This is a genomic window from Sulfurospirillum arsenophilum NBRC 109478, from assembly GCF_000813345.1.
Taxonomy (GTDB): domain Bacteria; phylum Campylobacterota; class Campylobacteria; order Campylobacterales; family Sulfurospirillaceae; genus Sulfurospirillum; species Sulfurospirillum arsenophilum.
In genome coordinates this window covers 345,534-367,895 of sequence record NZ_BBQF01000003.1, presented here as the reverse complement: position 1 = coordinate 367,895, position 22,362 = coordinate 345,534, and the positions used below count along the sequence as shown (strand labels likewise).

Here is a 22,362-nt window from a genome sequence, read left to right as displayed (position 1 = left end):
AGCACCTATTGTATTCTCAAAGAAGCTTTACTTCTTCGCTTCCACCATAAGTAAAATCCACTGAGCACAAAAAGGGTTGTGAGTAGGCCTAATGTCGATAAAACAATACGATGAGGCAATCCCCAAATACTTCCCTTATGAAGCCCTTCAAGCCACTGTGTCAAGGTATCTCCACTGGCTTTTCCCGTTGGAATAAACGAAGCTTTAAGCACTCCAGAGTTACCATCAAAATAGACGGTTGTTCCACCGTGGTCTATTTCAATGTCACGTGAACTTCTCACGCTGTAGATGTAAATTCCTTTAAGAGCATTGTACATAATGGAAGACTCTTCATAAATTTCAAATCCCTCTTTAACGGAAAGCTCACTTATCAAAGTTCGCCCTCTTTCTCTCGCTTCCATCCACCCCAATTTTGGCTTAGTGCGTGGCTTTTTAAGCTCTTTTATTCGGTCGTATTCGGTTTGAAACGTCATGACGGAGCTTAAAAGATGCTCGTGAAGTTCATGCAAATTTAAAGCAAATGAAGACCAAGCCAAAAGAATCAAAAAAGGTAAAAACCAAAGTCCTGCTGTTTTATGCAACAGATAACTTTTAGCTCTAACATCGCCTTTAAAACGCCATTCCCAGCTCTTTTTCCATTGAGTTAAAAAAGTACTATTCCACTTTGGAAAGGTGATCCAAACCCCACATACAAGCACAATGAGCCAAAGCAGTGCGGCCAATCCCATGATTAATCCACCAACACTTCCAAGATAAAGCGAGTAATGCAACTTATAAATAAAGGGAATCACGTTGGTCAATCCTTGCGTGATGTCTCCCCATAAACGCATACCTTTAATCTCTCCAGAGTAAGGATCGAGATAGACTTCATTGTGCTCAATAGGTTTTGCTATATTTTTAGGAAATAAAAAATAGTGCCAACTGCTTTGATGGCTCAAGCTGAGGCTTACCCAACTCACTTTTGCCCCTGCAACGCTCGCCTCAATCTGCGCAATATGACTTAGCGGGTCACTCGGTTGTCTCTCAAGCGGTATACTGATTTGCCATGGATTCACCGTGGCATCTAAACTATGATAAAACGCGATGACAGAGCCACTCAGCGCTGCTACAAGGATGAAAAATCCTATCGCAACGCCTAGAGTACTATGCCATCTCAAACTTCTGTTGTCTTTCATAAAATTGCGTTTCTTTTTTAAAAGTCAACGGAAACATTGAGCATAAAGGTTCGTGGAGCGCCTAGAACAAGGTAGCCGTTATCGGGGTATCCACCGCTGGATGCCCAGTAATTCGTATCGGCAACATTGAGGATACGAGCACGCCATGTCACCATGTGTTTATCCATAACGGTGACGTAGCGAGCGCCCACATCAACACGCTCCCAGCTTGGAACTTTAAGGGTATTGGCAGCATCTGCATACACCTCATCTGTCACAATTAAACGCGCATCTAAACTCAGTCCCGAAACACCAGGAACATCCCACTCAAAACCAACATTGACCTGCTTTTCTGGCACGCCTATGACATCTTTTCCATCAGTTGTAACATTGTTAGTTGAAACTTGTTTTGCATCTAAAAGGGTAATACCGCCTAAAACACGAAGCCCTTCCATCAATTCACCATAAGCAGTGAGTTCAGCACCTTCATGACGATCTTTTCCCTCTTCAACATAGACATTGCTTGCATTAACAACACCTCTTGGTTTTGTGGTGCTAAAGAGTGCAAGTGTTGCGCCGAGGCTTCCGCTATCATACTTTACACCCACCTCTTTTTGTTTGGAAACATACGGCGATAAACTCTCACCATAGTTAGCCGCGGTTGAAGGAGCAGAACCTCCTTGGCTCAGACCTTCAACATAATTTCCATAAATCGAGAAGTGATTTGTAAGTTTATAAACAATCCCTGTTATAGGGCTAACGCGATCTTTCACATAAGAGCTGGAAAGTATTCCTGTGTTGTAGTCATATCCCTTCTCATCAATTTTTTGCTGACGTACCCCTACGGTGAGTAGAAGCGTATTATCAATCAAAGAGAGTGTATCGCCTAGAGCAAAGCTGGTTAGACGCGTTTTTCCGGTAAGGGCTGGATCATCTAAATCATTACCGCTAAATCCACCACCACTCCAAGCAGGCAAGCTGTACGATGTTGGGTTATACAAATTGGTATTGTAGTGATTGAAATAGTCCCATTTGTAAGCGGCTTTTTTCTTAAGTTCAAAGTAATTGGCAGAAAAAACCCACTCATGCCCAACACCTAAAGTCTCCGCTTTCCCTCGAATACCCGTTTCTGCAGTATTAACAGCATCTTCGCGGGTATTGTCAAAACGTGTGACATAACCTGCACCCGTTGTTCCATCGGTAACAGTAAGGTTTGCTAATGAGTTTGCCTCTTCACTGCGACGAAAACCAGCGGCAAGCCATGCTGTCAATGATGAGCTAAGGTCATACTCTCCACGAAAACTTCCAAAGGTATCGGTTTCGTTCGAGTAACTCCAAGGTTGTGCCCAGTTACTACTTCCACTAGGTGCATCAGGAACGACGGTGACGCCTGAGAGTGTTACATTGGTACGTGTCTCTTTAATGCGGTGTTCTTGGTGCCCGACATCGGCAGAGAGCCTAAGATTGTCATTGCGATAATCCCAACCTATAGAGAAGAGATTAAGCTCTACATTTTCATTATCGACACTTGTTCCACCCTCTTTATGCGCGGCATTGATGCGTACACCTGTATTTTTATTTTCTCCAAAACGCTCTGCCACATCGATGGAAGCTAAACCTTGCTCACCATTCTCAGTGCCTACGGTAACACGCGCTAACGATTCGTTAGGAGCACGCTTCGGGAGCAGATTGATAGCCCCACCTAATCCATCGCCTCCAGGGCTTGCGCCGTTTAAAAATGCAGATGCTCCACGAAGCACCTCAACACGCTCAAACAGTTCTGCTGAGATGTATTGTCGAGGAAGTAATCCGTAAAGTCCATTGTAAGCCACACTATCGGAATTCAGGATGAAGCCTCGAATAAAATATGACTCTTGGAAGTTTCCAAACCCACGCGCAACTCTTACAGAAGGATCATTTAAAAGAACATCGCCTACGCTGTTGGCTTGTTGATTTTGGATCAACTCATTGGTATACGAAGTCACCGTAAAAGGTGTTTCCATAATATCTTTGTTGCCCAAAATACCTACTTTTCCTCCACGTGCAACTTGTCCCCCACTAAAAGAAGGCATAACACCCTCAGCGGAAGCATCCGCACTTGCGGTAATTGCAATGGCTTCTAGGGTGCTATTGTGTGCTGTCGTGATCTTTTGAATCATGACACTGTCCCCTTGTATAATGGCTTCAAGTCCAGAGCCTTTCAAGAGCTTTTCAAAAGCTTCTTTAAGGCTCAATTCACCTTGTAAAGTAGGTGCTTTTTTTCCTTCAATAAGATTTGAATCAACAATGAGCTGAAGCTTTGCCTCTTTGGCAAAAGCATTGAGTGCCGTGCTTAAACTCTGCTCGACACTATTTACATGTAATGTGGTAGAACTCTCCGCCAAGAGAGGGGAAGTGATAGCTAAGGCTGCGGCTAAGGCAATCGAGATGTGACGAAATTTCATAATGGGTCTTTCTCCTAATTTGATAATTGTTTTCATATAAGAGAAGACGTAGAAAAAAACATAAACCTGACATCCATTATCAAAAAGATTGAAATTTTTTCACTTTTGATGTTTTCATGGAGTATGAAAGAAATCTATTACAGTTTCTCAATCGCAATAGAATGAAGATCCTGTGTGACTTTAACAGGCAATACTTTAGGCAATAACTCTAAGAAGCTACCAAAGCGCTCAATCTCAAAACTACCAGAGAGTGGCATGAGTGCAAGCTGTGAAGAGGCAATAAAAGCTGGTTTTGCGCCATAGCGTTCAAATTCAAACAAAACATCTTCTAGCGGTGTTTTATCAAAAACCAAACGTCCATTTCGCCACGGAGCTATAGCGTCATTTTGCAATTTGAGCGTGGAGAGAACAAAACCTCGTTCATCTAAGATTATCTGATCTTTGGCATATAACGATGCTCGTTTAATGAATTCGCCATCATGCGAGCGTTTGGATGAGACATCGACACTGCCCTCTTCCACACTGACACGCACTTCATCTTCCACATGACGTACTTCAAAGATCGTTCCGGTTACACGAACTTGAACATTGTAGGCATCCACAAAAAGAGGTCGTGTTGTATCTTTGCTTACATGTAACGCTATTTGACCTTGATGAAGTTTGACCAAACGCTTGTGTGCATAGTACTCAACACTCACGTTGCTGTCGGTATCAAGAAACAGTTTTGTTCCATCACTCAGGGTATACTCTCGCATTGCCCCTACAGGTGTTACAAGATTTTGCGCTAGTTCAAGACGCGTTGAGAATGCATTCCATTGTAAAATACCTATGGCAAAAAAAGCAATGGCGGCAACACCAGCATAACCCCACCAAGGCTTAACACGCTTTTGTGGACAGGCTCTATTTTGGCTGGGAGCAAGCCCATCCAATTCATGCCATAACGCTTCAAATTGAGTATAGGCTTTTTGGTGCGCGGGATTTACATGTAACCATTTTTCAAATGTATTTTTCTCCGAAGCACTCATTCCATCTTGTGCCTTGACAAACCAAAGCGCTGCCATTTCATCTACCCACGCTTGACTCATACATCCTCCTTCTGCATTGCATCGACACTTTGTTTGCATGCTATGAGTGCTTTAATAATATGTTTTTCAACCGCATTTTTACTAATACCCATCATCTCCGCAATCTCTTTGTGCGAGTAGCCATCAAACTTATGAAGTCTAAAAGCTTCTTGACAACGAGGAGGCAAAGCGTTAATCGTATGGTGTAAGCTTTTCATGCGATTGGAGGAGAGGAGATGCTCAAGGGGTTCTTCATGTTCAGTGCTTACCTGTTCTGCCTCATGAAATGCCATAGGGTGAAAATGTCTGTTTTTGCGCCACTCATCAATGATGATGCGTTTAGCCGTTTGGTACAAAAAAGCACGAGGTTCAAGTACAGCATCAGCACGCTCTCCCATGGCACTGATGCGAAGATAGGTCTCTTGCACCACATCTTTCGCTTGCTCAGTATCACCCAGTGTTCGGCTAAAATAGCCCACCAATTCTTTATAGTAGCGTTCAAACATTACAAAAGAAGCTTATTTGAGCTTAAATGCTATCGGCAAGATAACCGTACTCAAGCTTTTGGGCTTTGGAAGTTGGTCGCCTCTTAACTTCAATGCGGCTTCCAAAGCGGCATCATCCAGCATAGATCGCCCTGAGCTTTGATGAAGTGTTGCACTCACCAACCTTCCATCGGTGTCAATCAACAGAGCTACATGAACCACGCCATTCCAGCCCATGCGACGCGCTATGCTTGGGTAAATCAGACGCGCTAGGACTTTATCGCGAATGATCTCAAAGTCGGTTTTTTCATACGGCTCAGCACTCGTAGAAGTAGGTGTGATAGGGGAAACTTCGTGCGCAATGTTCGGTTGTACTGCGCTCACAGGCTCTGAAGCAGTTACGACCTCTTCGCGTGTCGGCTCAGGAATGAGCACCTCTTTTTTCACCATCGGTTTTGGCAGAGGTTTTATTTTTTCAATGGGTTTTACAGGCTCAACTTTTTTTACCTCTTGCACAGGCGTTGGAGGTGTGGGAACAGATGGCTTTGGCGCCATGCGCTCAATGTTTGAGATTTCCAAAACCACGGTTTTTCCCTGTATGATTTCAAGAGGTTTTTGATGCAAAAAAAGAAGGTAAAACCCAATAACCACCCCGTGAAGTACAAAAGAGAGACAAAGCCCACTTACTTCACGATTTACGCTTTTAATACGCTCTCTTGCTAACATAGCTCACTCCTTGATACACGGGTCTTTTGACGTTTTTTGGTATACCAAAGATAAACGCCTGTGAAGATAAAAAAAAGAAGGCAAAGGGCTAAAATATCTTGCCATATCCACATTCGTTTCTCACCAAAAAGTGCTTTCCCTGTATGCAAATCCATCGTAAGTTTTTTAAGTGAAACCGTATCGACTGCCATTTCGGTTTGGGGAGTGGTTATTTTTTCCCACTCTTTAAGATCTTTTGAGTGAAAAAGTCCATTTTTACTGACAACAAATAGTTCATTATTAACGATCGAAATATCCCAGATAGTCTCTTTAAGGGCATTGAAAAAGCCCTCATTCTCTTGTATAAAAAGCCCATTTCTCGATCCAATAACGACACGATCACGAAAAAGAATTAGTTTGCGAATATCGTGATTTGCAAAAAAAGCAACCACCTCTTTTTCACCCTTGCGTATGATCTGAAGACCTTGTTTGTATCCCAAATAAAGAGTCCCTTTACCATCATCCAAATAGGCTCGAAGTTCAGCTTTTGTGTATTTTTCGTCTTCATATCCAGGGAAAAAAGATGTTTTTACATGTAAATGTTCCAAGGGTATCGCTTTATCATGTGCCATAAAAAGTGTTGTTAGAGCAACCACACAAAGAGGAATGGCAAAAACAACTCCCAACCACATATGCCATTTACGACTCTGTCTTTTCAGCCATACCATTAAACGTTACCTTCATAGGCAATACAAGGTTGCACAATTTCATCGATGCTGGAGTGGTTACTCATTTTTAGTGACAACCATACCAATTTTCTCGATCTCTTTTTGTTTTAAAAGATCAATCACATAGATAAAATCTTCATAAGCAGCCATTTTATCGGCACTAATAGCAACAGAGTCTTCTTTGGTAAGTGTTTCAAACTTCGTCACTAAAGCATCCCTACTGGTAAACTCACCGTTGATGAAAAACTGATGATCCGCCGTAATGCCAATTTCGTAAAATTTAGGCTCAACTTTCGTGAATTGACTTGCTTGTGGAAGCGTTATCTCAATTTTACCAAGGGCAATAAACGAGGAGACGGTTAGAACAATGGTGAGCAGAACCAGCATAATGTCGATGAGTGGGACGACATTGATCCCCTCAACTCTTTTTAATGCTCTCATCTTCCCACTCACTGACAGCTACATCGACTTTACGCAAAAACGCACCGTAAATCATCGTCGAAGGGATCGCTACGATCAACCCTGCCGCGGTCACTTTAAGCGCCAATGCCAAGCCTACGATAACCTTAGACGTATCAAGAGCACCTCCACTGATGCCGATCTCGTAAAAGACCACCATAATACCACCAACGGTTCCCAAAAGCCCCACATAAGGAGCATTTGAGCCGATCAAAGAGATGATCGTTAAGTTTTTAGAAACATCGCGTTCAAGCCTGTTTTTACTCTCATAACTCTTTACATGTAACGCTTTAAAAAACGCAAAGCGTTCAATCGCATAACCTACAACTAAAATGCTCATCAAGAGCAAAATTCCTAATGCACCGTAATCCACGGCAAGTTTTATATTTTCCATCTTTCCTCTATTTTCATAATAACCATTATCAGAATGTTAGACTTTTTGAGCTTAATTTCCTATGAAATTAATAACTCTTATCAAATTATAGCAGTATATTTTTCGTCATTCTGATCTGTTGGTACTTAAACAGACGCGGTTTTTTCCACTCTTTTTTGCTATGTACATCGCTTCATCTGCTCGTTTGATGGCCTCTTCAAAAGCACAATTTTCAACAACACTCACGCCAAAACTGCATGTTACATGTAAAGATTCTATGCTTGTTTCGGCAATACCTTGACGTATTTTTTCAGCAATGTGAAGCGTCTTGTGGACATCAGCGTCAACCCATATCACAAACTCTTCTCCTCCAAAACGAGCCACCACGTCGCTGCTTCGAAGCATACTTTGAATTAAGCGACTTACCTTTTGCAACACCTTATCGCCGATATCATGTCCATAGGTATCGTTAATTTTTTTAAAATTATCAATATCCGAAAAGATAATACATCCTGCTTTTTCTTCACTTAGTGGCTGTTGTAAACGATCAAAAAAACCATTTCGATTCAGAAGAGATGTCAGCGGATCCAACATTGCTTTTTTTTGAAGCATTTGCAGTTGTTCGTTAAAACTTGAAACATCGGTCAGCGTAATGAGTCGTTTATTTTGAAAGAGAGGTTTGGTATTGATGGTAAAGAAGAAATGGCGCTCCCAAAGATAAATTTTAATGGTTTCATGATTTTGAGCATGCAGCAAAGGCATAAATAAAGCTTCTTGTTGAGCACTAACACGCTCCGATGAATCGCCAAATATTTTTTTAAAAGCATCGTTGACTTTGAGAATTTTTTCATGATCAATGACCAAAAGCGCATGTTGCCAAGAGTCGATAATCGTTTGTAAAAAATTTCGCTCCTCTTCCAATAACACCTCCTTGTCACCTAACGCTTTTCTCTGAGATGTTTCAATCTCACAAAGCATCTCATTGATCCAAAGAACCATTTTTCCAAGTTCATCTTTGCTTTTACATGTAATCCTTAAACTCAAATCATTGGGGCTGGACTTGATGGTTTGGATCTGATTTGAGATATATCTGATGTGAGATAGCACTAAACGATCAAGAAGAATATAAAAAAGAATAAGAATAGTCCCCAAAATAAAGATGAAATAGAACATACTTTTATACAAATCTTCTTTCATAAAAGAAAAAATACCGCGATCAAACGTTACTTTTAAGTAGAGCGAAGGGGCAAAAGGGATATAAATATCCGTAAAGCTACCTATTTTTTGAATAAAATAACGCTCCTCTTTGTCCTCAAAAAAGAGTATTGATGAAGGTAAAGACAAAGACGAATCAAAGATAACAAACTGAACGCTTCCTTGCAAAAATTCGCTAAAGCGTTTTGCCAACACCTCATCAACAAAAAAGATTTTACCGCCATAACGTGGTGTTTCAAACGATTCAATAACTGTAAAAATAGCCCATTTTCTATTGTCTTTAGAGATGTTTAGAAGTGCAAATGGCTCTTTTTGAAGCGTTTTTTCAAGCAAATCTTTGTCAATGCCAAATTTTAACAAGAGATCTTCTTGGCTTTGGCTAGGGTTGATAACAATATCAAAAGCACTTTGGGTTGTATTTTTTAAGTCTACTTTCTTCTCATTCCAAAACCCTTTTAGCATATAAAAAGCACGGAAAGCTTCATTTCGTGCCCACATCTGCTCAAGATTGTTGTATTTTTCAATGTTTTGACCTAAAAAAATAAAAAGCAACGCCAATAAAGGAAATGCAATAGAAACAATCAGCCATAAAGCCTTTTTTTTCACTCCCTATTCCTTTGCTTTTTCAATAAAAACCACCATCCACCCATAGGAATTAACAAAAAAAGTGCACTTATAAGCAACCATTGAGATGGAAAAATATGCTTTTGATTGATGCTTTCCATCTCTCGCCTAGAAGACAACTCTTGGGGCGTCATCGCGGAAGCCAACTCTTTTAAATCACGATCCATCTCTTCCGTATAATTTAAAAGTGTCGTGACCGCCTCTTTTTTTTTCATCATTTCTGAAAAAATTCTAAAACGTTGCTCTGCTTTGAGTTTACGATCCTCGCTCAATGCTAAAATCGCCTCTTCCATACCGCTATTTTCAAAAATATCGAAATAGGCGGATTGAACTTTAGAAACGGCTTGTTTAATGGCATTATGCTCATAAAGTACAATCGCTTCTAAAAGAGCCTCTTTTATTTCTTGTGCAACACTGTGCCAATTTTTTATCGTCGCTTGTTTCATCAAAGGAGAAAGTTTTGGCAAAACAGCACGAATAGCTTCTTGCAAAACATTCATTTCCAAAATAACAAGATGCGATTGATGAGGATCTTCGATCAATGCCTCAAGTCTTAAAAACTTTTCCTCCATAGCATTGGCTTCTTCAAAAGAACGTTCTTTTTCGATTTGGCTTTTAAACCCTGTATTACGATAGCCATGATACAGTGCAAATTTCAACGCTTCTTTGGCATTTTTACTATCGCCGATTTTATAAAGATTGAGTGTCCTCTCCAAGTCACTTTGAATCATATCCATTACAAAATCATTGGACGAGGAAGCATGCGTCAATGTCATGATAAGAGTGAGAAACAACCACACTTTTTGCATTCTTTTTTAACCTTTATCGTTAGCGATTTTACTGCTGATGTTTAAGTGGCTAAAGATGTAACCTTGCACAAAATCAACACCTAACGCTTTTGCAACACAAAAGTCTTCTTCACTCTCAACACCCTCCAAAATGCTCTTTTTACCTTGTGCTTTAGCAAAGCTCAAAAAGCCTTTGAGAATCTCTTGATAATCGCTGCATGCTCTAATTTTCAAAAGCCATGTACGATCAAATTTTAAAAACTGCGCACGTTTGGTAAGGTCAAAACAAAACGGCTTTTGATCATTACCAATGTCATCTTGCGCAATGGGAATGCCACTTTTTTGTATCTCATCCAAGCAGTGTGAGAGCAGTGTTGTTTGCATGTCATCGGTATTTTCAGTAACTTCAATGCAAACATCATGCACATCCTCAAAAAGATCATGCCAATAGGCGATCTTTTCACCATCACTAAAATTATGCGGATCAATGTTAACAAACAGCATTCCCCCTTCGTTAGGGCGATGTGAAAGTTGCATGATTTTTAGAGCACGTTCAAGCCTGAAAAAAAGCTCTTTCACTTGATGTGCTACTTGTAAAACGGGAGTGGGTGGGATCTGTTTGCCATTTAAAACAAAACGAGCCAGTGCTTCGTAACCATAAATGTCACCATTTTTCATATCAATGATGGGTTCATACTCGACCCAAAAACTTTGGGTATCAATGATTTTGCATATATCATCGTAATTGAGAAATTGTTCGTATGTAAGAATCGTAGGGATAGACATCATAAAACCTTTGGGAATAGCTAAAATAAGCCCTAATGCACGTTAGGGCTTACTCATAACGCTTATTTTTCGAGCATACATCCGCCGTTAGGATTGTACTTTTTACAGAGTTCACAAAAGACAGAGCTTTCGCTACGTTTCGCACAGATAAATTCAATCGCTTTGCGCTTGGCTTCATTTTTGAATTTATTCATCGCGTTGTGGTTTAAAAAATTGGTAAGCATAATCACCAACGTGACATCTTGTGGAATCTCTTTTTTAACCACAGAAGGGTTTCTTGCATCCCAATGTGTGACCTTCTCAAAAGAGAAATCCTGTAAAACAGAGGTTATTGAATCAATTTTATCGCCACCTATGACAAGTACTGCTGACATCACTTCTCCTTTTTGATAATTGTTATTGAAATTGTAAGATAAACAACCTTAATTTCTTTTAAACTTGATAGTTGTTATCATTTTATTGCATGCTATAATCACAGTAATGTTTCAAAGGGAGATGATGGACTATCTTAAATCACTGGGCTACTTTGTTCTTGCAGGCATTTTTGAAATTGGTGGAGGCTATCTCATTTGGCTGTGGCTTAGGGAAGGCAAAGGAATTCATTATGCCTTTATTGGCGCTGCTGTTTTAGTGCTTTATGGTGTTATTCCAACACTGCAACCTGCTAATTTTGGGCGTGTTTATGCCGCATATGGCGGTATTTTTATTGCACTTTCCCTACTTTGGGGTTGGGCAGTTGATGGAGTGATTCCTGATCGTTTTGATCTTATTGGAGGTGTGATTGCGTTGATTGGTGTTGGTGTTATAATGTACGCTCCTCGATAAGTGCAACTAAGTTGTATTTACTTTTTTTGAGCTACAATACCTTTTATAATCTTAGGACAAAAGTACTTCTATGGCAAAATATATCCTGCTCTTTTTTTGTTTTATTTCCATTGGATATGCACACCCACATACATTTATAGATGTTTATTTAGATCTTAGAGGCACTGAGCTTAAAATTAAATGGGTTTTTGATGAAATGACATCCACAGCATTACTGGAAGATTTTGATTCAGACCATAATCACATTTTCGATGCTAAAGAAGTAGACCTTTTTAAGAAAGAGGTTTTTAATCCTCTTGAGAAACTCTCTTTTTTTACGAACCTCAAAGTTGCGAAGAAAAAGATAACGCTTTCTCCTAAAAACATTCAACTCTCACAAATAGGAAATAGTTTTGTGGTAGAATTCTGCGTTGATTTAAAGCCATATGAACACCAAAAAAAATCTATTGGCTTTTGGGATGAATCTTTTTTATGTGCTCTATCACTTGAATCTGCGCATATCCACTCAACGGCACACTACACCTTAAAAGAAGTCGATAACACCTATTATTACGGATACCTTTTGGAGCTACCATGACCCTCTCTTCTATTGCCCTCAGTTTTGCTGAAGCAAATCGCTATTTCAATACCGAACTCTCTGCTCATTTTCGAGCCATTGATGAGGGAAACCTTATGCCGATGTTACTTATTTTTGCACTCTCTTTTGGTTATGGCGTAGTTCATGCCATAGGCCCCGGGCACGGTAAAGCGCTGGTTGCAGGCTACCTTTTAGCCAACCCTACCAAACGCTCTCACGTGTTTCAAATAGGCTTTTTAATCGCCATTGTGCATGCACTCTCCGCACTTCTTGTGACACTAGCGGCAACGTATCTGATTCAGATCAGTGCGATGAAGCTTTTTCGCCAAGTCAACCCCCCTCTGTTTCAAATCTCAGGTGCACTCATTGTTCTCATGGGCTGTTGGTTACTGTATGACGTTTGGCGTTCACGTAGCATTACGAAAGAGAATGTTCGCCCCCATAAAAGCCGTTTTGGTGTCGTTGTTTTAGCAGGCGTTGTACCCTGTCCCGGTGTGATTACCCTCTGCTTTTTTGCCATCACGTTGGGACATATCACGATTGGTATGATCGCGGCTGTCTTTATGAGCCTTGGTATGGGTCTCACCATTTCGCTTGCAGGATTGCTGGTTAACACCCTTCAAAAAGCACGTCCTATCGTAACACAACCACGTTGGTTCTGGGCACTGCGCTTTGTGGGTGTTTTATGTGTCATCGCTTTAGGTATTTGGTTTTTACTCAATCCTATGTCCACACGAGCGTTTTAAGTATGTTAAAAAAGTTTCTTTTTGCATTTTTGTTTTTAGCCCTACCCTATCAGCTGTGTGCCTGTGCGTTGTGTGCCCTCTATACACCCTCGGCAACGATTAAAATCAACCTAGAGGGAACGCCTTCTAAAATTGAGACTATAACCTTTCAATGGACATTTAGCCAAGATTTTATTAACACACTGATAGCGCGTTACGATGAAAATCATAACAACAAACTTGATCCCAAAGAGTTAGAGCGCATTAAAATTATCTTAGAAAACTATATAGCAAAGCGTCATTACCTCACAAACATTGAATACGTCAGTGGTGCGAGTACGCAAGCAGAAGTCAAAAAAATTCCCATTAAAATTGTCAATAAATCTTTTTGGCAAGAAGCCGATACACTGATTTTTCGCTTTACAACAAAGGTCAATCAAGAAGTTACCGCAGGCGATGAACTCTCTTTTGTAACGGAAGATAAAGAGGAGTATTTTAAATTTCTCGTGCATACGGTTACCCATACCATAAGTGAACCTTTTTCAATGGAATTCAATCTTTTCAACCATATTGCTTTCACCAAAATAACGAGTGGTACAGCGATACAAACAACCACACCACCCTCAGAACCACTCGTAAAAGAAGTAACGCCACAACTACCAAAAGAACTTCCAGCTTCGATGTCATGGTTACAATCACGCCTAACCCATATGCAGCAAACTATCCAAGCAGCCATCACGAATTTGAAAGAAAAAGGCACCTTTACAGCTTATGTGCTCTTTCTAGGCATCTCTTTTTTATATGGGCTACTGCATGCCGCTGGTCCTGGGCATGGTAAAGCACTCGTTAGCTCTTACCTTTTTGCCTCACAGCATCGCTACACCAAGGCCCTTAGTATGGCAGCACTCATTGGCATCGTGCATACCTTTGCAGCCTTCTTGCTGACACTCATTATCTTTGCACTGTTTGATCTCTTCTTTAACGCCTTTTTTGCCGATGTCACGTATTATGCAACGAAGCTCTCAGCTTTTGCCATTATCGGCATTGCTGGCTACTTGGGCTGGCAGAAAATTCAAGCGATCAAACGCACGCCAAAGCGTGTCTCGTTTTCAGCACATCCCTTTACATGTAAATGCTCCTCCTGTTCGCCAAAGTCCCAAAGTACGGACTGGGGCGTGGTTTTAAGTGCGGGTGTTATTCCCTGCCCTGGAACCATCACTATCTTTATTTTTGCACTCAACACGGGAGCCTATCTCTTAGGTTTTTTAGCGGCTCTTAGCATGAGTTTGGGCATGAGCAGTGTTATCGCCCTAACCGCCATTGCAACCGTGTTTACCAAAAATCGTTTTCAAACCAAAAGCCCAAAAATCCTTATCTACAGCGAGACCATCAGTCTCATGATTATGTTAGGTCTTGGCTTTATACTACTCATTGCTTAAGGAGCAGATGTGTTTTTTCGCTCGATTTTTTTCGCCTGTTGTTTCAGTACTTTTTTGTGCGCGCATCCGCATGTTTTTATCGATACCAAAGTGCAAGTTTTACCGGAGAAGATCATTTTTACATGGAGCTTTGATGAGATGAGTTCGGCGATGCTCATGGACGATTACGATAAAAATAAAAATAAAAAGCTCGATCCCGAAGAGGTTGCTTTTATGGAAAAAGACCACTTTAAAACACTGGAGCCTTACAGCTATTTTATTCATATGTCCGATGGCAAAGATGAGTTCGATCTTAAACGCGTCATTGAATTTGGGGCGTCTTTTGAGAACAAAAAACTTATCTACACCTTTGCGATTCCAAAGCCAAAACTCAAAAAATACGAGCTACGTCTTTACGATGCTGAGATGTATGTTGCACTGATTATCAAGAAAGAGTGGCTTACATGTAAAGAGCCAATTAAGTGTAAAATTGAGGGGTATGATGCAGACTTTTACTACGCTTATAAGGTTGTCGTTCAAGAATAAAGAGAAGGCGATTAGCCTTCTCTTCTTAATTTAGCACGTGCATTTGCAAAAAAGGAGGCGTTCTTTCGCACTCTTTTCGCGTTTTTCATCCGATTGATTCTTGTTTTTTGACAGTAAATTCGCCTTAATATTTGGCTCTGTGCATGCTACACTCATGCGCACTCCTTTAGCGAAGTTTCCAATTGATTGCACCATGTTGCTATACGGTTATCTGTGAGTTCACTTTGATTGTCTTCATCAAGCGCAAGTCCCACAAATTTACCATCAATCACCGAAGCTGAACTCTCATATGAGTAGCCACTATCATCCCATGAACCAATGACTTTAGCACCTTTTTCGATGACTATATCGTAAATAAGGCGCATACCACTTACAAAATCACTGCCGTACCCTTCTTGATCTCCTAAACCAAAGAGTGCTACGATTTTGCCACTGAGATCCGCAGATTTGAGATGAGCCATAAAGCTGTCCCAATCATCTTGTAAATCACCATCATACCATGTGGAAGTGCCTAAAATGAGCATCTCGTATTTGGCAAGATCATCTCCATTTTTTAGTTTTCCCACATCGTAAATATCCGTATTTAAACGTTTTTGTATTTTTAAAGCCGCATCGGCCGTATTGCCGTTCGTACTTCCATAAAATAGTGCTGTTTTCATAAACTCATTCTCCTTTGTAAGATTTAATAGATGGTATAAGGTACTAACTTTAATGTGTACTCAATGCCTAAAGCATCAAGTTTGGGGCTACGAATAGGCAAATGTTTTCTAAAATTTGCACTTCTAGGAAACAGGAGATAGATATGCTTGCACTCCAAAGATTCGAGTAAATCAATCGCACGATTCACCTCTTCGCATGCTTCCATTTCAACGCGTTGTTCGATGGTTTTCCATGTCGGATAAAGATGCAACGCTTCAGCACTCTCCTCGCTTTGAATCACAATGCGTTCTTCTTCATGCGTAATCAATTTATCAGGGTTTTGACGTTTGACACGACTAAAGATATGATGTGAAAAAAGATCATAACTGTTGATCGTAAAACACAAATCAGGATGCTTTGCAAGGAGTACCAAATCTTCTTTATCAAAACGCCTACTTATTTCATTTAGGGTTGAATACGCTTCGGACATCTTTCACCTCTTTTTATTTTACGAAATGATAACCGTTTTCAAATAAGAAGTCAATATCTTTTTAGCCCTCTTGCTGTAAAATTTTAAAATTCTTTGAATTAACCCATCTTTTAGTCCTAAAATGGGTTGTTAAAACGATGTTATGAAATTTTGAAGCTTTACATGTAAAAGGAATAGTATGCCACTTGATCTTTGGACTTTTTTAATCGCCATTACACTGCTTACGATGACCCCAGGGGCCGATACAATGATCGTCATTCGCAATACGATGCGTGGCGGGGCAAAAGATGGACTGGTTTCAAGTTTTGGAATTTGTTTGGGGCTTTTTGTTCATGCAACACTCTCGGCTGTGGGTATTTCAGCGATTTTACTCTACTCGGCAACTGCCTTTACATTTTTAAAAACGATAGGGGCACTTTACTTACTTTGGCTTGGTTTTAACTCACTCAAATCGTTTTGGAACGCCAAGAAAATGCACCAAACCGTCATCCAAAAGAAACCTTTTTCATTTTGGATCTCGATGCAAGAAGGGTTTTTATCGAATGTTTTAAACCCTAAAGCGGTTATTTTTTACATGGCATTTTTGCCACAATTTATCTCACATGAGCACTCAGCACTTGCTCAATCACTCTTTCTAGCATTGATTCATTTTAGCATTGCAACACTCTGGCAAGCTATTTTGATCTATACTATTGTCTCTGCCAATGGTTTTATCACGAAAAAAAGTGTACGCCAAAGCCTTGATGCCATCTCTGGCATCGTGATGATAGGTCTTGGCATCCGACTTTTTTTGGAAAAACGCTAAGCTAAAATCTTTTGAAGAGAGCTCTCCAAATCAGGGTACGCAAATACAAACCCTTTGCCTAAAAGCGCTTTAGGATAGGCTTCTTTACTATCCAGCAAAACCGTTGAGCCTTCACCAAAGAGCATTTTAATGATAAAAGAAGGTACGGGGAAAAAGGTAGGTCGATGCAGTACTTTGCCTAGTATTTTGGTAAATGTGTAATTGCTGAGCGGTTGTGGCGCAGTGGCATTGAAGATGCCTTCACACTTGTGGTCTAAAACAAACGCATAGATGGAAACTAAGTCGTCAATATCAATCCAACTGGTTACCATTTTTCCATCACCAATGATACCACCAAGCCCTATTTTAAAGGCAGGTAACATCTTCTCCAAAGCACCTCCATCACGACCAAGCACGACACCAAAACGTAATATTGTCGTACGTTTCGTGCATTTTAGCGCCTCGCTTTCCCAAGCAAGGGCGAGTTTCCCTAGAAAATCTTCGCCAAATTTTTGCGTCTCTTCATCACACGGGACATTATTGGGATAAATGCCAACCGCAGACGTAGAGATAAAATGCTCGACCTCACTTTGATTGATCGCTTCGACTAGTTTTTTGGTCGTATCAATACGGCTTGAGTACAACACTTTTTTATACGCCTCATCCCATTTGGCAACGATAGGCGCCCCTGCGAGATTAAAAACGGCTTGCACACCTACGAGTTTGCGTTTAATGGCTTCCACATCATCACCGCGTTCAATGACAACATAATTGGGAAACTTCTGCTTCAACGCATTGGCAACAAATCCACTGGCTCCACTCATCGCTACTTTCATTTTAGTGTCCTTGTAAATGGTGTTTAACTTTAGAATCACTCATGTTTTCGCCCCGAAGCATACGAAGCCGCATTTCACTAAACTCAATCATACTCTCTTTGTGCTTCTCATACGCTCCAAAACCATACTGCATCGGCGTTGCATCATCAATCCTGTAAAAAGCAGTAAAGGCATCTATGTAACGGTTTGTATCATTGCTATACACCCAAAAGGTGATGCTATATGGCTCAATTTTATGCTCTTTAAGCCATAAAATGGCACACCCAATATCATCAAAAATATGCGTTATGAGATCATTCGTGATGATCTGAGCAGTGTATTTTTTACCCACGATGAACATATGACACTGGGGGCATTGAACGGTATTGTCTTTAAACTCCAAAGGAGCTTTGAGTGTATTGGTGATTTCCGTTGGGAGTTGATTCTTTACATGTAAAAACCAAAAGAGCGCTGCTAATGCCACTAAAGGCAGTAAAATAAGCACCAACATCATCACTTTATTTTTCACAACCAGACTCCATTTTTAACATAATAGATTAAAGGATAGGAAGAAATTATCGCGAGATAAAGCATATTCAAACAGATAGAAGCTTTCATAAAAGAGGGTTGAGCTTTTTTGCTCAGTAGTGCCAATGCCCCACCACCAATACCGTAAAACGTTCCTGCAAAGAGCAGTGTATAGAGCAGATACCCCACATAATAATACTCTTTTTGCAGAAGGCAAAATGGGCAACGGTGTGTTGGAAGCTCATACACGTAAGGACTAAAAAAGACGATTAACGAGATGATTGAAAAGATTAAAAACATACTATTGGCAAAGATCATAACAGGAGTATTTTTAAGCCTAAAAGCGACGATAGATAGTGCAAAAAACCCATAAAAACCTCCTACCCAAAGTAATTCATCCACCACAAAAAAGAGCGAAATATAGGAGCTACTTGTCGCTGAAAAGAGTGTACCGCAACAACTGACTATTTTGCTAATATTTAGCCCTACAAAAAAAGCTATTTCAAGCCCAATTTCCGCAAAAAGTGGTAGTGAAAAAAGCACAAAAAGCGCAAATTTAAGCCTAGTGTACGGCAATTTTTCATTATTTATATCAGTATAATGAAGCAGCAACCAAAAACCAAACAGATAGAGATTGAGCAGTTTAAACAGTGTAAGGTAAAGTCCAAAATCAACGGAATTAACCACACCACTCGCACACATCGCTCCTGCAATGATAGAAGAGAGCTTGTCGCACGTATAGATAAAAAAGAGAAACAGAGGCAGTTTGAGCATAAAAATGTATTTGATGATGGTGGAAACCAGATAGCTTTGTTTACTAAGCGTGTATTGCAGTGGGGTACTTTTTTGGTTATCCCACCAAAGGGCAATGCGCCCACTGGCGAACAGAGCAATCAAGCCTAAAAAGAGAAAAATTGCGTCGAGTGTGAGAAGAGCAATAATCTCAGGCGTTAAGCTCATACAATAATCTCGCCATTTTTAATTTCAACGAGGCGGTCCACAAAAGGAAGGTCAAAAAAGAGCGGATCGTGGGTTGCGATGAGTTGCGTTACGCCACGCTCTTTAAGCTTTTGAAACTCCTCAATCAACGCTAGAGAAAGTTTTTCATCAAGATTTGCCGTTGGTTCATCGGCTAAAACGATGACAGGATTATTCACAAGGGCTCTTGCAATCGCCACACGTTGCTGTTCTCCTCCAGAGAGGCGATTCACGCGCATCCCAGCTTTATGGGCAATACCACACTGTACCATCACCGCTTTGGCTTTTTCGTCTAAGACACTCAGTGGAAGATCCTCAGGCATTAAAGGAGCAATGATGTTTTCCTGCACGGATAGATGAGGAATCAAATGATACTTCTGAAAAATAAATCCGATCTTTTCACGCCTTAGGTGTGCGCTAAAATGCTCAGGCAATTTGGAAATTTCCTTGCCATCAACGCACACTTCGCCACTGTTGGGTTGCGCAAGTCCTGCGATGAGAGAAAGCAAAGTACTCTTACCACTGCCACTCATTCCTCTTAGTACCACACACTCCCCACGCTTTACATGTAAAGAGATATGACTCAGTGCATGAACACTCTCATCGCCTGACATAAAACGTTTATTGACATCTCTAAGCAGTATCATCGCATCACCTCATCCGCATCCAACGTAGAAGCTTTCCATGCAGGAATCAGTGTCGCTGCAATATAAATGGGCACACTCAGCAAAAAGAGTAACACAAGCATCGAACTGTCTAAACTAAAGGGAAGCATAAAAGAGGGTTTTAACGCTGAATAGCCCATAAAAAGATTGCGCAAAAGAGGTGCTTGCAAGCCATAAACAAAGAAGAGCGAAAAGGCAATACCCACCAAAAAAGCACCTAAGGATAGAATAAAACTCTCGTAAAACTTCTCTTTGAGTATGTCATCACTGCTCCAACCCACTGCTTTTAAAATGCCGATTTCTTTCTTCTCTTCAGAGCTTAAACCACTCGTTTTATCGTAGATAATGATAAAAAAAGCAAAGGCGCACACACTAAAGAGGGCGAGAAAAAAACCGCTTTTATAGTCAAAAATATTTTGGTAACTCACTCGAATATCATCTTGGGTGATGGCGCGAATATCTGGGTAGCGTGTCGTGATTTTTTGCACAATGGTGGGAATCTCTTTCGCATTAGCCACCTTGACCACAATGTCAGTGGCCCTGCTCTCATCCATCCCAAAGATGGCATAAGCGAGTTTTTTGGGAAGAATGATGAGATCGTTCGATTCGAGGGCAAGGTCTGAGTGAAACACCCCTGCGATGTGAACCCTTTTCCATTTTCCTTCACTTGTCACAAAGTTAAAAAAATCGGTGTAGTAGTTCTCGGCCAAGATTTTTTGAACACCCTCTCCTACGATCATACTCTCTTGCGTAGAGAGCAGTTTCATATCAAAATTTTGCGTAATTAGTGTCAGCGTAGGCGAATACTGCTCTTCGTAGGCGTCAATGCCCACAATGGAAAAATTAACGCCCGCAGGCTTAAAATAGTAGTAACCCCACACACGAGGCGTTACGGCACTAATGCCCTCAATATCCAAAAGTGAATCTACTCGCTCGACGGGTATATCGCTCTGCTTCCCTGCGATAAAACGCTGCAACGTAATCTGTGGCAATGTTTTCAAGGTCGTATTCAGCTCCAATTTAATCGCATCGGCAATCATCAAAACCGAAGAGAGCAGAAAAATAAGCAGGCTTAAAATCAAAAAGATAAAAAAGCTCTTTCCAAAACGGCGCATAAGTGAGCGAATAGCGTAATCGAGCAGTGAAAAATTGGGTTTAAAAAACACGTTCAATCCTTGAAGGCTGAGTACTTGGTGTATAGTGATAAACAAAAGTAGAAGGAAAATACTCTAAAAGTTCAGGTGATTCGTTAAAGTAGGCGAAAACACTGCTAAGACTGCGATGACGCACATAGTGTGCTTCATTCACCAGCGCAAGATCGGGAAGGCCTACGAAATCGCTCAATGCTTCTTTACATGTAATGTTCTGAGGGCTTAGCGCATGTGTCTGTGAGAAGTAAAATACTTGTGCCATTATTGTGACACAAAGTGTGAAAAATAGTGCAAAAAACGTTATTCTAGCGTGCATTGCTTCTCCTATAACCTAAGTGAAGATTGTACCACAGCAAAATGCTTTTATCAATACCCTCTAAGCCATTTTGGATTACAATTGTGTATCTTAAAAGCGTGTACGAAGGATTCTTTTATGCAACTTGATATTTGGCTTACGATGCTGGTGGCATCCATTTTGATTAGTGTCTCTCCCGGTGCTGGAGCCGTTGTTTCCATGAACTATGGACTCAAATACGGACTTAAACGTTCCTACGCTGCCATTATGGGACTGCAAATGGGTCTTTTTGTGCAAACCTTTGTCGTGGTCATCGGACTAGGTTCACTGATTATGAGTTCACTGCTTCTTTTTAACATCATTAAATGGATTGGTGTCGTTTACTTGGTTTTTTTAGGCGTTATGAAGTTTATCGAAAAGCCACATTTGCCCGATGACACCGCGAACATCAAAGCATATTCTGCATCCAAAGCATTTATTCAAGCCACGCTTATCAACCTCACGAACATTAAAGCAACCGTCTTTTTGGTGGCATTTATTCCGCAGTTTCTAAATCCAAACGAACCTCTTTTAGGACAGTTTGTCATCATTTGTGCGACGCTCATTTGTGTGGATATTATCGTTATGACAGGGTATAGTTCTTTAGCTTCGAGGCTTAAAAATGTCATTAAGTCTGTTCGCGCTATCAAGATTCAAAACCGCCTTACGGGAGCTTTTTTACTGCTTGCCGCTTTTTTTATCTCAACGGCAAAACGCGCTTAAGCAAATTTTTTAGTATAAACCTCTTCATCAAAACCAACCAAAAGCGCTCCATCTTCACACTCAACGATGGGGCGTTTAAACAGCAGTTGCTCCCTTAGAAGCCAACCTCTTTTTTCCGCATCACTGATCTCTTTGGTTAATCCCAAGGTTTTAAACTTGGTTCCTTTAGTATTAAACATAATCGACATCGGCTGTTTACTCAACCACTCACTGAGCTTTGATTCGCTGATCTGTGTACTTTTAAGATCGATAAAGCTATAAGGAACAACCTTCGCTTTAAAAAATGCAATCGCTTTTTTCACACTACCACACGTCGTGATACCATACACTTTTACCATG

General features: G+C 40.6%; 28 protein-coding genes. 7 read left to right on the top strand and 21 right to left on the bottom strand.

The features are described from left to right. Window positions 1–5: 5 nt before the first annotated feature. The 12 genes from SAR02S_RS09425 to SAR02S_RS09370 form a co-directional block, all read right to left on the bottom strand. On the bottom strand, window positions 6–1,175 hold the full coding sequence (locus tag SAR02S_RS09425) for a PepSY-associated TM helix domain-containing protein (RefSeq protein WP_041959099.1): 1,170 nt from the start codon (window positions 1,173–1,175) through the stop codon (window positions 6–8). Between the two features lie 17 nt (window positions 1,176–1,192). Next, entirely contained in the window at window positions 1,193–3,598 is a 2,406-nt protein-coding gene (locus SAR02S_RS09420; protein WP_052433592.1) for a TonB-dependent siderophore receptor, read from the bottom strand. A gap of 137 nt (window positions 3,599–3,735) precedes the next feature. Next, complete coding sequence (locus SAR02S_RS09415) at window positions 3,736–4,683, bottom strand: FecR family protein (protein ID WP_041959098.1); 948 nt, start codon at window positions 4,681–4,683, stop codon at window positions 3,736–3,738. Then, a complete protein-coding gene (locus SAR02S_RS09410) occupies window positions 4,680–5,168 on the bottom strand; it encodes an RNA polymerase sigma factor (RefSeq protein WP_041959096.1) in 489 nt (162 codons plus the stop codon). Before SAR02S_RS09410 ends, SAR02S_RS09415 begins: the two co-directional genes overlap by 4 nt. Before the next feature lie 12 nt (window positions 5,169–5,180). Continuing rightward, on the bottom strand, window positions 5,181–5,873 hold the full coding sequence (locus tag SAR02S_RS09405) for an energy transducer TonB (RefSeq protein WP_041959093.1): 693 nt from the start codon (window positions 5,871–5,873) through the stop codon (window positions 5,181–5,183). Beyond that, complete coding sequence (locus SAR02S_RS09400) at window positions 5,867–6,580, bottom strand: PepSY domain-containing protein (protein WP_041959091.1); 714 nt, start codon at window positions 6,578–6,580, stop codon at window positions 5,867–5,869. Before SAR02S_RS09400 ends, SAR02S_RS09405 begins: the two co-directional genes overlap by 7 nt. Window positions 6,581–6,637: 57 nt before the next feature. Continuing rightward, window positions 6,638–7,021 carry a biopolymer transporter ExbD gene (locus SAR02S_RS09395; RefSeq protein WP_041959089.1) on the bottom strand — a complete coding sequence of 128 codons (384 nt, stop codon included), beginning with the start codon at window positions 7,019–7,021 and terminating at the stop codon, window positions 6,638–6,640. Next, complete coding sequence (gene exbB / locus SAR02S_RS09390; RefSeq protein WP_041959087.1) at window positions 6,999–7,433, bottom strand: TonB-system energizer ExbB; 435 nt, start codon at window positions 7,431–7,433, stop codon at window positions 6,999–7,001. Before exbB ends, SAR02S_RS09395 begins: the two co-directional genes overlap by 23 nt. 105 nt (window positions 7,434–7,538) lie before the next feature. Continuing rightward, window positions 7,539–9,233 (bottom strand): sensor domain-containing diguanylate cyclase, encoded by a 1,695-nt coding sequence (locus SAR02S_RS13260; RefSeq protein WP_052433591.1) that lies wholly within the window; start codon window positions 9,231–9,233, stop codon window positions 7,539–7,541. Continuing rightward, on the bottom strand, window positions 9,230–10,060 hold the full coding sequence (locus tag SAR02S_RS09380; protein WP_041959085.1) for a hypothetical protein: 831 nt from the start codon (window positions 10,058–10,060) through the stop codon (window positions 9,230–9,232). Before SAR02S_RS09380 ends, SAR02S_RS13260 begins: the two co-directional genes overlap by 4 nt. A gap of 6 nt (window positions 10,061–10,066) precedes the next feature. Next, on the bottom strand, window positions 10,067–10,825 hold the full coding sequence (locus tag SAR02S_RS09375) for an EAL domain-containing protein (RefSeq protein ID WP_041959084.1): 759 nt from the start codon (window positions 10,823–10,825) through the stop codon (window positions 10,067–10,069). Window positions 10,826–10,887: 62 nt separating this feature from the next. Next, the gene (locus tag SAR02S_RS09370; protein ID WP_037961956.1) at window positions 10,888–11,199 is read right to left on the bottom strand and encodes a DUF2325 domain-containing protein; all 312 of its coding nucleotides are present in this window, start codon (window positions 11,197–11,199) and stop codon (window positions 10,888–10,890) included. A gap of 124 nt (window positions 11,200–11,323) precedes the next feature. On the opposite strand from SAR02S_RS09370, the gene SAR02S_RS09365 reads away from it, so the two are divergent. From SAR02S_RS09365 to SAR02S_RS09345, 5 genes are all read left to right on the top strand, one after another. Continuing rightward, window positions 11,324–11,650 carry a YnfA family protein gene (locus SAR02S_RS09365; protein ID WP_041959080.1) on the top strand — a complete coding sequence of 109 codons (327 nt, stop codon included), beginning with the start codon at window positions 11,324–11,326 and terminating at the stop codon, window positions 11,648–11,650. A gap of 70 nt (window positions 11,651–11,720) precedes the next feature. Next, on the top strand, window positions 11,721–12,227 hold the full coding sequence (locus SAR02S_RS09360; RefSeq protein WP_041959079.1) for a DUF1007 family protein: 507 nt from the start codon (window positions 11,721–11,723) through the stop codon (window positions 12,225–12,227). Further along, complete coding sequence (locus tag SAR02S_RS09355) at window positions 12,224–12,973, top strand: nickel/cobalt transporter (RefSeq protein WP_041959077.1); 750 nt, start codon at window positions 12,224–12,226, stop codon at window positions 12,971–12,973. The genes SAR02S_RS09360 and SAR02S_RS09355 overlap by 4 nt, the downstream gene beginning before the upstream one ends. Window positions 12,974–12,975: 2 nt before the next feature. Then, window positions 12,976–14,391: a nickel/cobalt transporter gene (locus SAR02S_RS09350; RefSeq protein ID WP_041959075.1), complete on the top strand. Its 1,416-nt coding sequence runs from the start codon at window positions 12,976–12,978 to the stop codon at window positions 14,389–14,391. A 9-nt stretch (window positions 14,392–14,400) separates the two neighbouring features. After that, window positions 14,401–14,916, top strand: coding sequence for a DUF1007 family protein (locus SAR02S_RS09345; protein WP_041959073.1), 516 nt, complete (start codon window positions 14,401–14,403; stop codon window positions 14,914–14,916). A 152-nt stretch (window positions 14,917–15,068) separates the two neighbouring features. On the opposite strand, the gene SAR02S_RS09340 is transcribed toward SAR02S_RS09345, so the two are convergent. Further along, window positions 15,069–15,575, bottom strand: coding sequence for a flavodoxin (locus SAR02S_RS09340; protein ID WP_041959071.1), 507 nt, complete (start codon window positions 15,573–15,575; stop codon window positions 15,069–15,071). Between the two features lie 23 nt (window positions 15,576–15,598). Continuing rightward, on the bottom strand, window positions 15,599–16,045 hold the full coding sequence (locus tag SAR02S_RS09335) for a hypothetical protein (protein WP_041959069.1): 447 nt from the start codon (window positions 16,043–16,045) through the stop codon (window positions 15,599–15,601). A gap of 178 nt (window positions 16,046–16,223) precedes the next feature. On the opposite strand from SAR02S_RS09335, the gene SAR02S_RS09330 reads away from it, so the two are divergent. Continuing rightward, window positions 16,224–16,850 carry a LysE family translocator gene (locus SAR02S_RS09330; protein ID WP_041959067.1) on the top strand — a complete coding sequence of 209 codons (627 nt, stop codon included), beginning with the start codon at window positions 16,224–16,226 and terminating at the stop codon, window positions 16,848–16,850. On the opposite strand, the gene SAR02S_RS09325 is transcribed toward SAR02S_RS09330, so the two are convergent. Genes SAR02S_RS09325 through SAR02S_RS09300 form a run of 6 tightly spaced genes read right to left on the bottom strand, consistent with a single transcriptional unit; the run spans window position 16,847 to window position 21,282 of the window. Next, window positions 16,847–17,665, bottom strand: a complete 819-nt coding sequence (locus tag SAR02S_RS09325; RefSeq protein WP_041959065.1) for a TIGR01777 family oxidoreductase — start codon at window positions 17,663–17,665, stop codon at window positions 16,847–16,849. The genes SAR02S_RS09330 and SAR02S_RS09325 overlap by 4 nt on opposite strands. 1 nt (window position 17,666) lies before the next feature. After that, the gene (locus tag SAR02S_RS09320; protein WP_232294030.1) at window positions 17,667–18,173 is read right to left on the bottom strand and encodes a nitrous oxide reductase accessory protein NosL; all 507 of its coding nucleotides are present in this window, start codon (window positions 18,171–18,173) and stop codon (window positions 17,667–17,669) included. Continuing rightward, window positions 18,170–19,132 carry a hypothetical protein gene (locus SAR02S_RS09315; RefSeq protein ID WP_041959063.1) on the bottom strand — a complete coding sequence of 321 codons (963 nt, stop codon included), beginning with the start codon at window positions 19,130–19,132 and terminating at the stop codon, window positions 18,170–18,172. Before SAR02S_RS09315 ends, SAR02S_RS09320 begins: the two co-directional genes overlap by 4 nt. Next, window positions 19,129–19,797, bottom strand: a complete 669-nt coding sequence (locus SAR02S_RS09310; RefSeq protein ID WP_041959061.1) for an ABC transporter ATP-binding protein — start codon at window positions 19,795–19,797, stop codon at window positions 19,129–19,131. Before SAR02S_RS09310 ends, SAR02S_RS09315 begins: the two co-directional genes overlap by 4 nt. Next, window positions 19,794–20,981 (bottom strand): ABC transporter permease, encoded by a 1,188-nt coding sequence (locus SAR02S_RS09305; protein WP_156961458.1) that lies wholly within the window; start codon window positions 20,979–20,981, stop codon window positions 19,794–19,796. The genes SAR02S_RS09310 and SAR02S_RS09305 overlap by 4 nt, the downstream gene beginning before the upstream one ends. Next, the gene (locus SAR02S_RS09300; protein ID WP_041959059.1) at window positions 20,971–21,282 is read right to left on the bottom strand and encodes a hypothetical protein; all 312 of its coding nucleotides are present in this window, start codon (window positions 21,280–21,282) and stop codon (window positions 20,971–20,973) included. Before SAR02S_RS09300 ends, SAR02S_RS09305 begins: the two co-directional genes overlap by 11 nt. Before the next feature lie 117 nt (window positions 21,283–21,399). Here SAR02S_RS09300 and SAR02S_RS09295 point away from each other — a divergent pair, with 117 nt between their 5' ends. After that, window positions 21,400–22,023 (top strand): LysE family transporter, encoded by a 624-nt coding sequence (locus tag SAR02S_RS09295; protein ID WP_041959057.1) that lies wholly within the window; start codon window positions 21,400–21,402, stop codon window positions 22,021–22,023. Here SAR02S_RS09295 and SAR02S_RS09290 read toward each other — a convergent pair. Then, on the bottom strand, window positions 22,020–22,361 hold the full coding sequence (locus tag SAR02S_RS09290) for an arsenate reductase family protein (RefSeq protein ID WP_041959055.1): 342 nt from the start codon (window positions 22,359–22,361) through the stop codon (window positions 22,020–22,022). The genes SAR02S_RS09295 and SAR02S_RS09290 overlap by 4 nt on opposite strands. Window position 22,362: the final 1 nt, after the last annotated feature.

Excerpts from the sequence above, each read along its gene's own strand:
- SAR02S_RS09325 (WP_041959065.1), bottom strand. The coding sequence starts at position 17,665 with ATGAAAGTAGCGATGAGTGGAGCCAGTGGATTTGTTGCCAATGCGTTG.
- SAR02S_RS09300 (WP_041959059.1), bottom strand. The coding sequence starts at position 21,282 with ATGCACGCTAGAATAACGTTTTTTGCACTATTTTTCACACTTTGTGTC.
- SAR02S_RS09290 (WP_041959055.1), bottom strand. The coding sequence starts at position 22,361 with ATGGTAAAAGTGTATGGTATCACGACGTGTGGTAGTGTGAAAAAAGCG.
- SAR02S_RS09315 (WP_041959063.1), bottom strand. The coding sequence starts at position 19,132 with ATGAGCTTAACGCCTGAGATTATTGCTCTTCTCACACTCGACGCAATT.
- SAR02S_RS09355 (WP_041959077.1), top strand. The coding sequence starts at position 12,224 with ATGACCCTCTCTTCTATTGCCCTCAGTTTTGCTGAAGCAAATCGCTAT.
- SAR02S_RS09295 (WP_041959057.1), top strand. The coding sequence starts at position 21,400 with ATGCAACTTGATATTTGGCTTACGATGCTGGTGGCATCCATTTTGATT.
- SAR02S_RS09405 (WP_041959093.1), bottom strand. The coding sequence starts at position 5,873 with ATGTTAGCAAGAGAGCGTATTAAAAGCGTAAATCGTGAAGTAAGTGGG.
- SAR02S_RS09335 (WP_041959069.1), bottom strand. The coding sequence starts at position 16,045 with ATGTCCGAAGCGTATTCAACCCTAAATGAAATAAGTAGGCGTTTTGAT.
- SAR02S_RS09310 (WP_041959061.1), bottom strand. The coding sequence starts at position 19,797 with ATGATACTGCTTAGAGATGTCAATAAACGTTTTATGTCAGGCGATGAG.
- SAR02S_RS09415 (WP_041959098.1), bottom strand. The coding sequence starts at position 4,683 with ATGAGTCAAGCGTGGGTAGATGAAATGGCAGCGCTTTGGTTTGTCAAG.
- SAR02S_RS09425 (WP_041959099.1), bottom strand. The coding sequence starts at position 1,175 with ATGAAAGACAACAGAAGTTTGAGATGGCATAGTACTCTAGGCGTTGCG.
- SAR02S_RS09360 (WP_041959079.1), top strand. The coding sequence starts at position 11,721 with ATGGCAAAATATATCCTGCTCTTTTTTTGTTTTATTTCCATTGGATAT.
- SAR02S_RS09330 (WP_041959067.1), top strand. The coding sequence starts at position 16,224 with ATGCCACTTGATCTTTGGACTTTTTTAATCGCCATTACACTGCTTACG.
- SAR02S_RS09400 (WP_041959091.1), bottom strand. The coding sequence starts at position 6,580 with ATGGTATGGCTGAAAAGACAGAGTCGTAAATGGCATATGTGGTTGGGA.
- SAR02S_RS09365 (WP_041959080.1), top strand. The coding sequence starts at position 11,324 with ATGGACTATCTTAAATCACTGGGCTACTTTGTTCTTGCAGGCATTTTT.
- SAR02S_RS09395 (WP_041959089.1), bottom strand. The coding sequence starts at position 7,021 with ATGAGAGCATTAAAAAGAGTTGAGGGGATCAATGTCGTCCCACTCATC.
- SAR02S_RS09410 (WP_041959096.1), bottom strand. The coding sequence starts at position 5,168 with ATGTTTGAACGCTACTATAAAGAATTGGTGGGCTATTTTAGCCGAACA.
- SAR02S_RS09420 (WP_052433592.1), bottom strand. The coding sequence starts at position 3,598 with ATGAAATTTCGTCACATCTCGATTGCCTTAGCCGCAGCCTTAGCTATC.
- SAR02S_RS09380 (WP_041959085.1), bottom strand. The coding sequence starts at position 10,060 with ATGCAAAAAGTGTGGTTGTTTCTCACTCTTATCATGACATTGACGCAT.
- SAR02S_RS09375 (WP_041959084.1), bottom strand. The coding sequence starts at position 10,825 with ATGTCTATCCCTACGATTCTTACATACGAACAATTTCTCAATTACGAT.
- SAR02S_RS09350 (WP_041959075.1), top strand. The coding sequence starts at position 12,976 with ATGTTAAAAAAGTTTCTTTTTGCATTTTTGTTTTTAGCCCTACCCTAT.
- SAR02S_RS09370 (WP_037961956.1), bottom strand. The coding sequence starts at position 11,199 with ATGTCAGCAGTACTTGTCATAGGTGGCGATAAAATTGATTCAATAACC.
- exbB (WP_041959087.1), bottom strand. The coding sequence starts at position 7,433 with ATGGAAAATATAAAACTTGCCGTGGATTACGGTGCATTAGGAATTTTG.
- SAR02S_RS09340 (WP_041959071.1), bottom strand. The coding sequence starts at position 15,575 with ATGAAAACAGCACTATTTTATGGAAGTACGAACGGCAATACGGCCGAT.